Raw genomic sequence first — 14,586 nt, forward strand, 5'->3', positions numbered from 1 at the left:
CGTTAACTCACAGAAAAAATCAGCCAAATAAGGCCCTAATGCTGATAAACAAAACCACCATAAAGGTATTTTGTCGCTTCTGCGCCTAGCACCAATACTTGGTCTCCAGGCTCTAAGGGGCAATTCTCAAGTAAACGAGCAAAGCTTAACCAAATAGCTGCTGATCCAAGATTACCGAATAGTTTTGCATCATTAATGATTTGCTCTTTTGGGTAGTTTAGCGCTTTGCTCAGTAGTTTATCGATATGACCATTGGCTTGATGCGGCAAAATGTACCTAAAGTCACTGAGTTGATAACCCCGCGACAGCACGGCTTCTAAGCCTAATTCGAACAACTGTGAGCCAGTTTTCTTCACCTGAGTAATATTGTGATGAAAACGCGCCATATTGCCCTCACCAACAGTATTGGCCCCCGCATCTAAGTAAAAGCCAGGGGCTTTGTTATGACCAATTTGCCCTAGGTAAATGTCTTTAATTAGTCGCTCTGGCTGGCTAGCGGGGCCAACAATAACTCCACCACAACCATCCCCCATTTGCACAAAATTCACTAACTGTTGCTGATCGACAAATTGCTTATCTAAATCGAAATACACCGAGCCAGTTTCACTCCCCACAATAGCCACTGGCGCTTGGTCAGCGGCACATAACGCACTAGCTAGCTGCAAGCCATTGGCAAAACCGGTACAGGCTTGGCGAAGTTCGGCATAAGCGCCGTGGTATGCCAACTCATCGGCCAACCAAGCTGCATTGGGCGGAACTTGGGTGTGCGGCGTACAGGTATGACTTAACAAATACCCTAGTTGCTCAACCTGTAAATCCGACTGCTGCAAGCACTGTTGTAGCACCTGCTTTGCCATATCCACGCCAGTTGGCGAAGCTTGACTGCGTGGCTGGGCAAAACTGCGGCTTAAAAAGCGCCGCTCCACCCCTAAACGTTTGGCAATAATTTTGGCTTTACGTGCCATGCGCCAACCACATTGCTCCGCCAAGTAGCCCAACAACTGTTCATTAGCGACTGGCTGATGTGGCACAAACCAGTTAGCAGCCAATAAGTTTAATGAATGGCTTGCAAATTTTACTGCCATTTTAGCTCCAATCTTTTTTCTAACTTATCCAAATCAACGCCTATAATTTCAAACTGATCGGCTTGCTGTTTGAGCAGCTGCATTAATGCACCAAGCACCCACAAACGCTCCTCTGCCATGTCACTCACACTTGCCCCAAGATGCTGAGCAAAGTGCTTGCTCACATACACATGCTTGGCTTCGTCTTTTTTAATTAAGCCGCATAGCAGAGAAAAAGGATGACGACTGCCAATGCTGCCGCGCTCAATCAACTGCATGAGCTGGGTTACACAGGCATCTAAACTGGCAATTCGCACAAACTGCTGCTGTAAGCTTAAGCTACGGCCTAAGCCAGCATAAAATCGCTGTGCAGTGCGGCGAACCTTATGCTGTTCGGCAAGCTCTGGCAGTTGAGAAAAGACCGTTTGTAGCGCTTCATCATGCCACGCTTCATCGGCTTCTACTTCATTTAAGGCTAATACTGAATCGGCACATTGTTGCTGGCTAAATTGCAATGCTTGCTGCTGAAACACCAACTGGGCTGATTGTTCGCCACACAATAATAGCGGCATAAGTATCGCGAGTGCCTCGGTATGTGCTGAAGAAAACTCTAATGGTGAGCCTGCATATTGCTTGCTCCAACTGGCAATAGGGTGCTGCAAGTTTAAGCTCGGTGTCGCTAGCTTGGCAGCAAAACAATTGCCCATAGCATGTCGTTTCATAGCTGCCCCCCTAACTCTGCTGACAAGCGGCTTTTAGCATGAGGCAAACACAAAGGCAGTATCAATAAGTCCACCATTAAGGCTAATAACAGAGTAAGCGCTGAGAGCAAACCCATTTGCTGAATAGGCAAAAAATCAGATAAATAAGCTAGGGCGAAACCAACCGTTAGCGCCCCAGAAGTAAGCAATAAAGCGGGAGTAATGCTAGCCATACCTTGCTGCAGTTGTGCGCCACCACGAACCGGATCAACCTTAAGCAATATGTGCAAACTATCATCAACAATAATGCCTAGCATCATACCCATTACCACCGCACTGCCTAAGCTTAAGTGTTGGCCAAATAGTTGCCATAGAGCAAACACCCATAATAGCGGAATGGCGTTAGCCAGCAGCGCTAGCACCATTAGATATCCACTGCGTTTTAACACTAGTACCACCAAGGCCACTAACAAGAAAGCCAGGCTAAAAGACAGCAACATCGCTTGGCCATTAGCTTGGTTAAACTTAGCAAAAATGAGGTTGCTGCTATAAGCCGGTGATAATTGGATTTGCTCAGCCGCCGCCCACTGTGCAATACGTTGCTCAAACTCAATAAGCTGGCGATTGCTTAAAGGCTGTAACCATACCGTGATTAACTCTGCCTGTTTAGCTAAATCAAGCCCACTTTGCTGCACTGTAGACATACTCATAATTGCTGTAGGGTCTTGCGCAAACCAATCTAACCAATCATGTTTGCTGTTTACTTGACGTACTTCAGCTTGCTGATTTAAGTAGCCTAGCAATCGGCTTAATGGCTCTGAACGAGCAAAGGGATCATCGCTTTGTTCGCTGAGCTGATAACGCACACTATGTAAACCTAAAAACTGTTGCTGCAGTTTATCTCTGCTCAAAGAAAAAGCATTATCGGCTTTAAAGTAGTTCAAAGGATCATCATCAAAGCGCAGCTGACTTACCGCCCACCCCGCCACTAAGCTCACAACAAGTGCGGCCAGCAAAATAACGCGTCGATACTTAAGCAAAAGAGAAAAGTTAACTAATTTAGCGGGTTGTTTTGTGTTTATATTTTTTGAACATGTAATGCCTTTTAGCCACCAAGGCAGCAGGGAGCAACAGGCCAAGCCATTAACTAACACTGAAAATGCCACCATTAAGCCAAAATCAGCAATCGGTGGTGAAGGGCTTAGATTCAATAATAAGAAACCTGCAGCGGTGGTTAACGCTCCCCAAAGCAAAGGCGAGAACTTGTGCTCTAAAGCGCCCAATATAGCCTGATAGCTATCATTGCTCACTACTAGCTGTTCTCGCCATGCAAAATATAAATGGCTGCAATAGGCCATGATGAGACTAATTATCACCAAAGGAATAAAAGCACTAATCGCCGCCAGTTTCAAACCTAACCACCCACTTAGCCCCAAAGTAAGCAGCAAGCTAAAAAAGGCGCAGCTGGCCATGGCAGCTAACCACCGCAGATTGCGAATAACCAAAGTAAATAGCAAGGTAAAGCTGATGATCAGCGCAGGAGCAAACCAGCTCAAATCATGCTTCAATACCTTAAGATATTGTTGACTTAGCGCTAGCTCTCCAGCGTATTGATAAGAGACTCCTTCAGCTGCAAACTCTTGCAGCACACTATCAAGCTGCGAGAAAAACTCTGGTACAAGCTTCGCCTGCTCAGCAATACTTGGCGCTACATTTAGGCTAAGCAAAACACTTAAGCGGTCTTCGCTAACTAGCTGTTTTGCTAGTGTGGGAGGTAAGGCCGATTGCAAGGCTAAATCGGTCGTTGGGCTAACAGTTTCGACTCCCTTAAGCAGCAGTAACTGCTGACTAATACTCTGGAGCAAAGCGAGTTGATGTGGGCTGGTCCAGCTTTGAGAGCCGATTAGCAAAACCTGAAGATTAGCAACAGCACCAAACTGCTGTTCAAATTTACTTAGAGCAATAAGCTCTGGATCATCCTTAGAGAAATAGGCTTGAATGCTGGGTTGCAAGTTGAGTTTGGGTAAGCCCATTAAGGCAACGATTAGCAGCAACAGCCAGCCAAATTTCACCCAAGCGTGTTGCATGCCTAGGATAAACTTTGTGGCCTTGGTTTGTTGCATAGTCCGCCTTTTATTAACTAAAAAATACTGCCTTTTTAACTAGACCAAGCAACACGCAATTTATTTTCAATAAAAATGAATCAGTTACAAAAAAGGTTTATTCCCAGCGCGCGTCTTGCTCAGACATTTCAAACGCTATCGCCTCTCCTTTGGCCGTTAATTGCAGCACAGCCTTGGGAGAGCCATCGCTATTTAATTCAAGCAAACCAATGCCGGAGGCATTAAGTAAGCGCTCACCACGTGCACCATTTTCTGGTCGGTGAGGCACAATCCGCATTCGTCTACGACGAGTAAACCAGTTAAGTGGTGAGCGAGGTGAATATAGCCAGCGATTGATCCGATCGAGGGTATTAAGCAAGCCTTCGGGAAATTGGTTTTTTATGCCGCTGCTAGTGATTTGCCAAATATCGGGCCCCCCTTCTCTGCCACGCAGTTGAATTTGATAAGCAAAAGAGTAATGCACATCACCAGACAAAATCACAAAGTGCTGTGGCGTTTTCGGGTGACGAAATAAATTTAATAGCGCGTTTGCCGAACCAGGATGCGCCATCCAGTTTTCTGCATCCACCAGCAATGGTTTTCCTGCCAAGGTAAATAGGCGCTGAATCACTTCAATAAGCTTTACCCCAAACATCGGTGCAGGGGAAACTAATATAACGGCATCTAGTCCAATCAATTGCTGCTGTAAATCGGTAAGGGCTTCCCAATCCATCAAACCCGACGGTGAATTAAGGTTACGCTCCGAGCGCCAGCGGTGAGTTCTGGTATCCAACACCAATAACTTAGGTTCGGTATCCCAATGGTAATGCCACTGGGGGTAGCTAAGTAGCGTATCGATCAGCGCTATATGTTGCTGACCACCAGGAGCCAACAAGCTCGCTTGTAGTTCGCCCATCAACTTCGCTGAAAAGTTGTCTGGTGCATTGCCCCAGCCTTGGCACAGAAAATAGGCCACTAAAGCGTTGCCAATAATACGTTTAGAAAACGGATGACCGTAGGCACTTTGCTCCCAAGCTGCGGTTAAATTCCAATCGTCGGTGACATCATGGTCATCAAACATCATTGCGCAAGGCAAATGCGCCATTAAGCGCTGCACTTTAGCTAAACCTGCAACAAAGCCATCAAGGGTTTCGCGCTGCTTAACAAACTCGTCCAGTTGCTCCAAACTTAATGCGTCTGGCGGGCTCATATCCAGTTTCGACCAAGCGCTGGGTGACCACACTAACAAGTACATGGCGAGCATTTCGGCCAAAGAAACCAAATGGTTGTTAGCATGATCAGAGGTGAAGATAGGTTTCTTTACCGCACTAAATAAGGCTTTATTAGCTGCCAGCTCTACTCCCTCTTTAGGCAATAACTGTTGGCGAGACAAATAATGCCCTTGAGCATGAAGCTGTTCACTAGCGGGGAGTTTACTGTCTTGAAAAGGCTCATTCGCCAAACCTAAACGGGCAATTAACTGGTGAATAGCGACTAGCATGGGAGTAGCAACGTCGTCGGCATATACTTGATCGCCACTTAGCATCAGCAAACTTGGCCAGTTATCTAACTCTTGTTCGGCTAACCAAGCATCTGCTCTTACCAAACCGTCGCCACTAGCAAAGTGCGGTTTACGGCATGAGCCATGTAGCATTTGCTTTACCTTATTAGGTACCACAAAGCCTGGTAAATTGTGCGGTGGATACACCAATTGGGGTGCCCAATTTCGCCATGTTAAAGGCTCCGATTCACCAGCTTTAATAAGACCTAAATCGTAGCTAATCCAAGTATCGACAGGCAAAGCCGATTTAAGCTCTAGATCAATTAAGTAGTAATAAAGACGCTCACCAGCACAAATGCATTGGCTAATTTGCATGATTTGCTGATGATCAAACAACTGTGGCGGCTTGCCCTTTACTTGCAAGCTAAGTTGTAGCTCTAAGGCCTGCGAGGTGGCAATCCACATGCTCAGCTTAGTAGTGCTGATTTGTCTTAAGATTGGGCCGGCTAATACCAGTGCTAAATTTTCTTCACTCATATCAAAAGTATACAAGCGCTTAGAGAAAAGACCATTACGCTTTATTTAGATATTTTATTGGTTTCCAAGTGAGCATATTAAGGCTAGCTTTAAAAGCAATAAGGAAAACAAGTTTTGAGGCATTATGGCAGCGTATTTGTTGGGACAAGTTAACATTAAAGATCCGACCCTTTGGCAACAATATGTTAAGGCTGTGGGAGAGTCGTTAACTCCTTATAAAGCCAAGGTATTGCTACGCGGTAAATGGCATAAGCAACTGGCGGGCTCTAGTCAATTTGAGCAAAGCGTAGTGATCGAATTTGCCAGTATTGAACAACTAGAGAGTTGGTACCATTCGCCTACTTATCAATCGCTTGTACCTCTGCGCGATAAGGCCGCAGAGGTACATATTAGTAGTTACAGTAACTAAGGTTTAGGCAAACATATCCGACAGTGAAGCTATGTCATTAGACTTTTTAGCCAGCTCGCTACTACTGGTTTTAAGTTCACTCGCATGATGTTTGGTTTCTTGACTGAGTTGGCTGATTTTAGCCACATTTTCCGAAATATTGGCACTCACCACAGACTGTTGCTCGGCAGCCACAGATATGGTGGTAGAAACGTCATGCACCTCATTCATCATGTTAGAAATGTCAGCCACCAATTCTGAGCTACGACTTGCGGTTAGTAAGCACTGCTCAGCTTGGCCACTACTATGCGTCATTCTGTCTTCCCAAGATGCTAAGCTATTTTGCATTTTATCCACCGACTGCTCGATTAAACTTGTGGCTTGATGGGTGCGATTAGAGAGCGCCCTTACCTCATCGGCAACCACCGAAAAACCTCTGCCCTTCTCCCCCGCTCGTGCCGCTTCAATGGCTGCATTTAAAGCTAGAAGGTTAGTTTGATAAGCAATGCCTTGGATTTCTTCCATCACCTTAGCAATACCATCAGCATCATCGGTTAGCTCTTTGGCTAAGTTTGCCGCTTGTTTTACATCCTCAGACAAGGTTTCTACCTGCTGACGGGTTTCACTCATATTGATCTGGGTTTGCTCACAGTGTTTTTGAGTTTCACCCACTTTATCGGTAGCGGTTACCGTGGAGTTACTGATCTCTGACGCGGTCATCGACATTTGATGAATGGCCGCAGATAACTGCTCTAATTCTACAGTTTCAATATCGACAGCCTTACTGGTGGTGATAGAAATGGTGGCGAGCTCTTTGGAAAGGATCTGTAAGCGCTTGGTTGAATCTGCCGTGCGACCAAGTATGGTTTTAATTCTCGCTTCCAATAAACCTATATGGAAACGAGCCACATCAAACAGTTCGGTGCCCTCGTAGATATAACGGCTAGGGCTATCAAACGATTGCTTAAGCTTATTAAGCTTCCATGGCGTTGTGACTAACTCATTAAAATTAAGAAAAAATAAACTAGCCACAAACAGCAATTCTAGCAAAGCATAACGACTGTCTATATTCATCGACACCCAAAGTAAGCCCATCAGCAAAATAATGGCAGACGCCCATACCCTTGCTACCCTGCCACTCCATAGTGGTTCGATATGTTTACCATTATTTAGCTTATGGTAAATCATCTCTGCTCGCTGTTTGTGTTCCGATTTTGGCGACACTCTCACCGATTGGTAACCAATGTGCTGGCCTTCCTCATAGAGCGGCGTAACGTAAGCATCTACCCAATAATAGCGACCGTCTTTGCAGCGGTTCTTTACCATGCCTCGCCACGCTTCACCCGCTTTAAGCTTCTTCCATAAATCGGCAAAAGCGGCCTTGGGCATATCTGGGTGGCGAACAATATTGTGGTGTTGCCCTAACAACTCTTCATGTGAGTACCCCGCCACCTCACAAAAGGCCTCGTTTGCGTAAGTGATATCACCTTGAAGGTCAGTTGTTGAGACCAGTTGCAGCGATTTATCAAAAGTAACTTCTTGATTAAGTGTTGCCATAGCGCTATTACCAAAGTTAACTATAGATAATATAAATAATAGCTGTATTGCTTGATCCTAGCGCTAAAAAGCCAGCATTAACTCACCTTTAAGTAACATATAAGTCAATTAGACATTTGCATTCAATAACTTAAAAACCACAAAAATCTTTAGAAAAATTGCCGAACAAGCCGCTAAAGCCAAACAAGACTGCTGTCTTCGAACAAAGCGGTTAACAATCAAACAAAATTAAAAAATATTGTATAACTACCACTTTATGGTTGCTTATCTGGTTTAAGTAAAAACTCTGATTAATCAGCGGAATATAAGCGATCGATTGAAGAAACAGCCAAAATGAAATCCTTTTCAATCACAAAACCAAGATATTTACTTGATGAATACCTCAATTTGTTCACTTTAAAGACTATTTTTTATTCGAGCGGCGTTATGGTCGCGCAACAAATGACCAATAAGAGTCATTTAACATTGGCTAACAGCTTGATATGCCTATGGCTATCACAATATAAACTCGAATAAGGAAATGACATGAACAAGGTAGTACTCCTTGGTTTGTTAACGGCCTCCCTTTCTGCTCAAGCAGAATGGGAGTTCCGTGGCACGCCAAATGGCTGGCAAACCACCGCCATGGAACAGGTATCTAGTACAGAATTTCAAACCTGCCAAACCTTTGGCAATAACGACCCACGTTTTAAAATTGACCGTTGGGGCAATTGGCAAGAAGCCTACCCTAACCAAGACTACCGCGTATCGGCCGGTAGCCACCAGATTACTTTTTACAGCGACAGCAAAAATATCGACGTAGTATCGGTAGCAAACTGTGATAGTAACCAAGCGCCAACTGCTGTTATCTCACCAGCAAATGCGCAAACTGTAGATGCTGGCACTAGCATCACCTTCTCGGCCAGTGGCTCTAGCGACAGCGATGGAAGCATTGCTAGCTACTCGTGGAGCACAGGTGAAACCACTGAAACGATTAGTGTTACCTTTACTCAAAGCGACACCGTTACCTTACAAGTAACCGACAACCAAGGTGCAGTGAGCAATACCGCCAGTGTAGAAATTACCGTTGCAGGCGAAGAGCCGCCGGTATGGTGTTTCCGCGGCACACCAAATGGTTGGGGCCAAACAGCAATGGTACGCGACGCGGCCAGCGGCTTATACACACTGACTCAAGCCTTTGCAGGAGAAGAAAGCCCAGCACGCTTTAAAGTTGCCGCTTGTTCAGATAACGGTAGCTGGGGTGAGAACTACCCTAACCAAGATTTCCAAGTAGAAGACAATACTAACTACAACATCAGTTTTGATGCTTCAAGCAAAGCCATTACCGCTGACATAGTGATTAATGAAACTAAGCCTGAGTTAACAGTAAGCCCTAACAGCAGCGATTTTAGCACCGACACACTAGCGGTAACCTTAAGCTATAAAGGTGAAAACGTTACTGATAGCACCTACCAACTAAGCACTACTGGTGGTACCCAAGGTGTAAACTTTAACAATGGCGACATCATCAATATTGGTGGTGAACTAGCTGTGGGTGAATCTGTTGAGTTACAAGTATTTGTAGCCAATGCTCAAGGTTCGGTTATTCAAACTTATACCTACAATAAAATTGCAGCGCCTGAAACTGGCTTTACCGTTTATCTAAACGCGCCAGGAGATTGGACGCCGTCTATTCACCACTGGGATGCACTTCCAGCTGGTTCTGAGCCCGATACTGCGTGGCCTGGTGATGCCATGGTGAAACGCGGTGATATCTGGCATGAGTTTAAGTTTGAGAACAGCGATTCAAGCAAACTAATCTTTAGCAATCAAGGCAATAGCCAAACGGAAGATCTATTCCGCGATAAAGATGGCTGTTACACCATTGAAACTCAGAGTTGGACAGACACTTGTGATGTAAATGATGATGCTAATGTGAGCATTGATCCTGCAGTAAGCACTTTCTGGACTAACGAAGTAAGCATTACCTTAGGTGCTACTGGTGATGACGTTACCGGTGGTTTGTACACTACCGACGGTAGCGATCCGGTAAACGGTATTGCGTATAGCAATGGCGAAACCATTTCGGTTGGCAGCAACTTAGCCATTGGTGAGTCTCTACAACTCTGTTTATATGCAGAAAACGCTAACAGCAACGCCAACAAATGTTTCACCATAACCAAAGTTGAGCAGCCTACAGCATCTGATTTCACATGGGACAACGCCAACGTTTACTTCGTTATTACCGACCGTTTTAACGATGGTAACTCAAGCAATAACAACTCTTATGGTCGCCCAAGTGTTGATGCCACAGGCAAAAACATTGGTACTTTCCATGGTGGTGATATTGCCGGCTTAACCGCTAAATTGGATGAAGGCTACTTCACCGATCTTGGTATTAACGCCATTTGGTTAACTGCACCTTACGAACAAGCTCATGGCTTTGTAGGCGGCGGCAGCGACGGTGACTTTGCTCACTACGCTTACCACGGTTACTACGTGCAAGATTACACCAACCTTGATGCCAACATGGGCACACCTGCAGAGTTTAAAGCCTTTGTAGACAAAGCACATAGCCAAGGCATTCGTGTTGTTATGGATGTGGTAATGAACCACGCAGGTTACAACACCCTAAAAGACATGGATGAGTTTAACTACGGCTCTGATACTGCTGGTCCAAATTGGACACCAAGCAATGGTCAAAACTGGTTCGGCTACCATGATTTCATCAACTACGATGGCGATGAGAACCTATGGTTGAACTGGTGGGGTAAAGATTGGATACGTGTTGGTTTACCTGGCTACGACGGTTGTGGCGGTGACGACTTAACTAAGTGTTTAGCTTTCTTGCCAGACTTTAAAACCGAGTCAACTCAACAAGTGGGTATTCCTCCGTTCTTAGCCAACAAATCTACCTTCGGTCAAGGCTACCTAAGTAACTACCAAGCCCAAGGTACCAAGCGTGTTCGCGATTGGATTACTGAGTGGTTAGTGCAATATGTACGTGACTACGGTATTGATGGTTTCCGTGTAGATACCGCTAAACACGTAACTAACGACCACTGGGCTTACTTAATCAGCGAGTCAAAAGCTGCATTAAGCGAATGGCGTGCTAACAACCCAGATGCACCGGGTGCAGATTGGAACGATGAGTTCTGGGCAACAGCTGAAGTATTTGGCCATGGCTTTAACCAGTCTAACTACCATACCGATGGTGGCTTTGATTCTGTGATTAACTTTAGTTTCAAAAACACAGTTAATGGCATGATTTCTAGCACCGACACCATGCTTAGTGAGTTTGCTAACTACGCTAGTCAAGTTAACAGCTCTAGCGATTGGAACTCACTAAGCTACATCTCGAGCCACGATACTGGCGCGGTGTTCTACAACGGCGACGATAACCGTCAAAAACGTGCGGGTACCGCCTTGTTGCTACTACCAGGTGGTGTGCAAGTGTTCTACGGTGATGAACTTGGCCGCGTAAATGGCGATGGTGGTTCAGATGCCGACCAAGGCAGCCGTTCAAGTATTGATTGGAACAAAGCGGGTAACAGCGTTCACCAACACTGGCAAAAAGTGGGTCAATTCCGTCGTGACAACCCAGCAGTAGGCGCCGGCCAACACATTGCTGTTAGCCAGTCTAACGGCAAAGCTTTTGCACGTACTTGGACTAACCCTGTATCGGGTGAAAGCAACAATGTTGTTGTAGTGGTAGATGGCTCAGGCACAGTATCTGTGAATGTTGCTGGCTACTTCGACAACGGCAGCAGCGTGCGCAACGCTTACACTGGCTCTATTGCCACTGTAAGCAATGGCGCTGTTAGCTTTGATGCGGGCAGCGAAGGGCTGATCTTAATCGAAGCAATGTAATCCAATAGCCTTTTATATCCTTTGCCGCTCAAGCAATTGAGCGGCCTTTTTGTTTCTGCGGCCGGATATACTATGTTCATCAATCAAAGCTAGCCCCCTAAAAGCACTCAATACGCTTCCAGAAAAAACTTAACTGCTTTATCAACTCAACATTATTATGGACAAAAATGACCATAATAATTGGACAGTTCGCCACTGTTTCTTCAAAACAGATCCTCGTAAGATGCGCCTATCTAAACAACCTTAGCGAGGACTACCCCATGTCTCACCCAATTATTAACGATCTAAATAGCCGCTACACCGCTAAAAAATATGATGCATCAAAGCGTATTTCAGCCGAAGACATGACGGTGATAAAAGAAGCCATTCGTTTATCGGCTTCTTCAATTAACTCGCAGCCTTGGAAATTTATTGTTATTGAAAGCGACACTGCTAAGCAGCGCTTCCACGATAGTTTTGCCAACATGCATCAGTTTAATCAACCACATGCAAAAGAAGCATCTCATATCATTTTGTTTGCTCACAACCCCAACTTCACCAAAGATGATTACCGTAAAGTAGTAGATGTTGAAGTAAGCTCTGGTCACTTACCCGCCGACATGTACGACGCCATGCTTAATGGAGGATTCAGCTTTGCCGAAGCCAACACTGACGAAACGGGTTTTAACGGCAATTGGACCAAGGCGCAAACCTATATTGCATTAGGCAACACCTTGCACGTATTGGCGCGTTTAGGCATTGCTTCAACCCCAATGGAAGGCGTGGACTCGGCGCTAATTGGCGAGATATTCGAGCAAGAGCTTGATGGTCATGTTTGCCACTTTGCCTTAGCTCTGGGCTATCACCTAGACGGGGAAGACTACAACTACGGTTTACCAAAGGCACGCCTGCCGGTACAAGATGTAATAACAGTGCTTTAAAACCATGACTAGGGTCTGTTGATCTTTGGTGTTGAAATTTTGTTCGAGATAAGCGGGCTTTAATCGCGGCGAGCACTTAGAAGCCTAGTGGGCTAAGCAAGAAGTGCTTAACAAAGAGTAAAGTTCGCTTATCCGAACCTTTCGGGCAGCATTTCTTAGCCATTTACTCAGTGTTAGCGAGTGATCATTAAGCCCACTTAACTGCACACTCACTGCCTTGCCTAAACGGCTAATAAATTACTGCAAAAACCATCAGCAAAGATCAACAGACCCTAATAAATGGCGAGTAGCTAACTCGCTACTTATTAACATTAACACTAACTCTTTTATCGACTCCCAGATTTGACAGCCACCGAGTATTAGCACTACATTTGCCCTCTCAAGCTAAACAGTATTTACAGTAAATACTGTTTAGCCATTAACAGCGACACATTTAGAGGACATCTCATGCCAAGAGCAAGCGCACGCCACATACTGGTAGATACCGAGCAACAATGTTTAGATCTAAAAGCACAAATTGAAGGCGGAGCCGCATTTACCGATATCGCCAAGCAGCATTCTAACTGCCCATCTGGCGCAAATGGCGGCGAGTTAGGTGAGTTTAATAAAGGCGATATGGTGCCAGAGTTTGATACAGTGGTATTTAATGAAGCGCTAAATACTGTGCATGGCCCTGTGAAAACTCAGTTTGGTTATCACTTGCTAGAAGTCACTAGCCGTAGCTAGTGCATGTTAGTTAGGCGCTGTAAGTTAGTGCCTAACTTATTACTTCCAACCTTGCTGCCAATGGCTGCGATCTTTTAACTCTCGCCAATTAATCTCAAAATCTTGCTGGTTGTAAACCGCTTGAATCACGCAGCGCGGCACCGTTTGTAAGTCATCAAACTCTAGCTCTGTCACAATAAAGTGTTTTTGCTTGTTCACTACCGCTTGTTTAGTCCATTTACTATTCAGTAAGCGTTTCGGATTTATTTGATTTTTCATACTCGGTCCCACCATTCCTTACATCTCCGGCTCCAATCCAATATTAATGCTTACTAGGCAGGTGATGATTTAGATCATCAAGGGGTGACTTTTCAGTTTTCAAGCACTGCAACTAAAGCCTCATTTGCTGATATACTTAGTCCAACTAAGTTTTATCGTGAGAGCCACCATGTTAGATAATTTAAACATTCCAGAAGGCATCGAAAAAGAGCCTGAACTTCCAGTTCCATCAATGGAAGAGCAAAAGCTTATTGTAGCGGAGCTAAAGCGCCTAGAAGAAGCCGGTGAATTGACCCCAGAAATTCTAGAAGAATTTATGACAGGTAAGCGCAAGCCTGAATAAAACACATCTAAGGTAGAGCATTGCTCTACCTTTATTATTTACTTACCAATGGCGTAATTTGCCAAATGGAACTCTAAAACCAAAGGAAGCGATCCAATTATCCGGGGTAACCACAGTCTCGGCGGTTAGTGCAAATCCAATATACCTACTGTTAAAGTACTTGGAAATTCGAACAGGAATGCCATAGCTATCACTTTCTAAGGTTTTCCAATTTTCACCATCGTAATGGTCGGTAGACACTGAGAGTTTAGCTAGTCCCGTTTCGACTAAAAACTCATACTTGCCTGGATAAAAAAACTTACCAATCATTAATCGAGTAGAACTGTAATTTTCTCCACCATCTTTTCGTTCACATATTAATTGACAGCCTTCATCATTACCGCCCAACACTCCTAAAGAAATAGTGTAATTAGAATGACTATAGTAAAGATCTGCAGCCACACTACTGCCAGGTCGTCCTAATGAAAACCCGGGCTCTAACCAAAGGTAATGCTGTTGCTCTACTGCGCTTTGTTCTTCTGCTTGTAGAGGATTTATTGCTACGCAAGACAATAAAGCCAAAAAACTTATTTTTTTCATCTCTTCCCTTAGCTGTACAACTAATCCTTTATTGGATTTTTATTAGCAAACTTGCAGGCGC

Annotated in this window: 12 protein-coding genes; 5 read left to right on the forward strand and 7 right to left on the reverse strand. The window is 44.8% G+C overall.

Annotated elements, in window-relative coordinates; all coding sequences use genetic code 11:
* Nucleotides 1-35: 35 nt before the first annotated feature.
* From OV592_RS17005 to OV592_RS17020, 4 genes are all read right to left on the reverse strand, one after another.
* Entirely contained in the window at nt 36-1,085 is a 1,050-nt protein-coding gene (locus OV592_RS17005) for a 3-oxoacyl-ACP synthase III family protein (protein ID WP_406609406.1), read from the reverse strand.
* Nucleotides 1,076-1,786 carry a hypothetical protein gene (locus tag OV592_RS17010; protein WP_152780203.1) on the reverse strand — a complete coding sequence of 237 codons (711 nt, stop codon included), beginning with the start codon at nt 1,784-1,786 and terminating at the stop codon, nt 1,076-1,078. Before OV592_RS17010 ends, OV592_RS17005 begins: the two co-directional genes overlap by 10 nt.
* A complete protein-coding gene (locus OV592_RS17015) occupies nt 1,783-3,888 on the reverse strand; it encodes an RND family transporter (protein ID WP_406609407.1) in 2,106 nt (701 codons plus the stop codon). Before OV592_RS17015 ends, OV592_RS17010 begins: the two co-directional genes overlap by 4 nt.
* A gap of 97 nt (nt 3,889-3,985) precedes the next feature.
* Nucleotides 3,986-5,905, reverse strand: coding sequence for an alkaline phosphatase D family protein (locus OV592_RS17020; protein WP_406609408.1), 1,920 nt, complete (start codon nt 5,903-5,905; stop codon nt 3,986-3,988).
* Between the two features lie 124 nt (nt 5,906-6,029).
* On the opposite strand from OV592_RS17020, the gene OV592_RS17025 reads away from it, so the two are divergent.
* Nucleotides 6,030-6,314, forward strand: a complete 285-nt coding sequence (locus OV592_RS17025; protein ID WP_406609409.1) for a DUF1330 domain-containing protein — start codon at nt 6,030-6,032, stop codon at nt 6,312-6,314.
* A gap of 3 nt (nt 6,315-6,317) precedes the next feature.
* Here the strand turns inward: OV592_RS17025 and OV592_RS17030 are convergent, their stop codons facing one another.
* On the reverse strand, nt 6,318-7,850 hold the full coding sequence (locus OV592_RS17030; RefSeq protein WP_406609410.1) for a methyl-accepting chemotaxis protein: 1,533 nt from the start codon (nt 7,848-7,850) through the stop codon (nt 6,318-6,320).
* Between the two features lie 525 nt (nt 7,851-8,375).
* Between OV592_RS17030 and OV592_RS17035 the strand changes: the two genes are divergently transcribed.
* The 3 genes from OV592_RS17035 to OV592_RS17045 all read left to right on the forward strand — a co-directional run bounded on the left by OV592_RS17035 (nt 8,376) and on the right by OV592_RS17045 (nt 13,345).
* Entirely contained in the window at nt 8,376-11,699 is a 3,324-nt protein-coding gene (locus tag OV592_RS17035) for an alpha-amylase family glycosyl hydrolase (RefSeq protein ID WP_406609411.1), read from the forward strand.
* Nucleotides 11,700-11,959: 260 nt separating this feature from the next.
* On the forward strand, nt 11,960-12,619 hold the full coding sequence (locus OV592_RS17040) for an NAD(P)H-dependent oxidoreductase (RefSeq protein WP_406609412.1): 660 nt from the start codon (nt 11,960-11,962) through the stop codon (nt 12,617-12,619).
* A gap of 447 nt (nt 12,620-13,066) precedes the next feature.
* Nucleotides 13,067-13,345, forward strand: coding sequence for a peptidylprolyl isomerase (locus OV592_RS17045; RefSeq protein ID WP_016400450.1), 279 nt, complete (start codon nt 13,067-13,069; stop codon nt 13,343-13,345).
* A gap of 39 nt (nt 13,346-13,384) precedes the next feature.
* Here OV592_RS17045 and OV592_RS17050 read toward each other — a convergent pair whose 3' ends face one another.
* Nucleotides 13,385-13,603, reverse strand: a complete 219-nt coding sequence (locus OV592_RS17050; RefSeq protein ID WP_406609413.1) for a TIGR02450 family Trp-rich protein — start codon at nt 13,601-13,603, stop codon at nt 13,385-13,387.
* Nucleotides 13,604-13,772: 169 nt separating this feature from the next.
* Between OV592_RS17050 and OV592_RS17055 the strand changes: the two genes are divergently transcribed.
* On the forward strand, nt 13,773-13,946 hold the full coding sequence (locus OV592_RS17055; RefSeq protein WP_016400452.1) for a hypothetical protein: 174 nt from the start codon (nt 13,773-13,775) through the stop codon (nt 13,944-13,946).
* Nucleotides 13,947-13,988: 42 nt separating this feature from the next.
* On the opposite strand, the gene OV592_RS17060 is transcribed toward OV592_RS17055, so the two are convergent.
* Entirely contained in the window at nt 13,989-14,525 is a 537-nt protein-coding gene (locus OV592_RS17060) for a hypothetical protein (RefSeq protein WP_406609414.1), read from the reverse strand.
* Between the last annotated feature and the right edge of the window lie 61 nt (nt 14,526-14,586).

It is taken from the genome of Agarivorans sp. JK6 (assembly GCF_045277145.1).
Classification (GTDB): Bacteria; Pseudomonadota; Gammaproteobacteria; order Enterobacterales; family Celerinatantimonadaceae; genus Agarivorans; species Agarivorans albus.

Excerpts from the sequence above, each read along its gene's own strand:
- OV592_RS17005 (WP_406609406.1), bottom strand. The coding sequence starts at position 1,085 with ATGGCAGTAAAATTTGCAAGCCATTCATTAAACTTATTGGCTGCTAAC.
- OV592_RS17010 (WP_152780203.1), bottom strand. The coding sequence starts at position 1,786 with ATGAAACGACATGCTATGGGCAATTGTTTTGCTGCCAAGCTAGCGACA.
- OV592_RS17015 (WP_406609407.1), bottom strand. The coding sequence starts at position 3,888 with ATGCAACAAACCAAGGCCACAAAGTTTATCCTAGGCATGCAACACGCT.
- OV592_RS17020 (WP_406609408.1), bottom strand. The coding sequence starts at position 5,905 with ATGAGTGAAGAAAATTTAGCACTGGTATTAGCCGGCCCAATCTTAAGA.
- OV592_RS17025 (WP_406609409.1), top strand. The coding sequence starts at position 6,030 with ATGGCAGCGTATTTGTTGGGACAAGTTAACATTAAAGATCCGACCCTT.
- OV592_RS17030 (WP_406609410.1), bottom strand. The coding sequence starts at position 7,850 with ATGGCAACACTTAATCAAGAAGTTACTTTTGATAAATCGCTGCAACTG.
- OV592_RS17035 (WP_406609411.1), top strand. The coding sequence starts at position 8,376 with ATGAACAAGGTAGTACTCCTTGGTTTGTTAACGGCCTCCCTTTCTGCT.
- OV592_RS17040 (WP_406609412.1), top strand. The coding sequence starts at position 11,960 with ATGTCTCACCCAATTATTAACGATCTAAATAGCCGCTACACCGCTAAA.
- OV592_RS17045 (WP_016400450.1), top strand. The coding sequence starts at position 13,067 with ATGCCAAGAGCAAGCGCACGCCACATACTGGTAGATACCGAGCAACAA.
- OV592_RS17050 (WP_406609413.1), bottom strand. The coding sequence starts at position 13,603 with ATGAAAAATCAAATAAATCCGAAACGCTTACTGAATAGTAAATGGACT.
- OV592_RS17055 (WP_016400452.1), top strand. The coding sequence starts at position 13,773 with ATGTTAGATAATTTAAACATTCCAGAAGGCATCGAAAAAGAGCCTGAA.
- OV592_RS17060 (WP_406609414.1), bottom strand. The coding sequence starts at position 14,525 with ATGAAAAAAATAAGTTTTTTGGCTTTATTGTCTTGCGTAGCAATAAAT.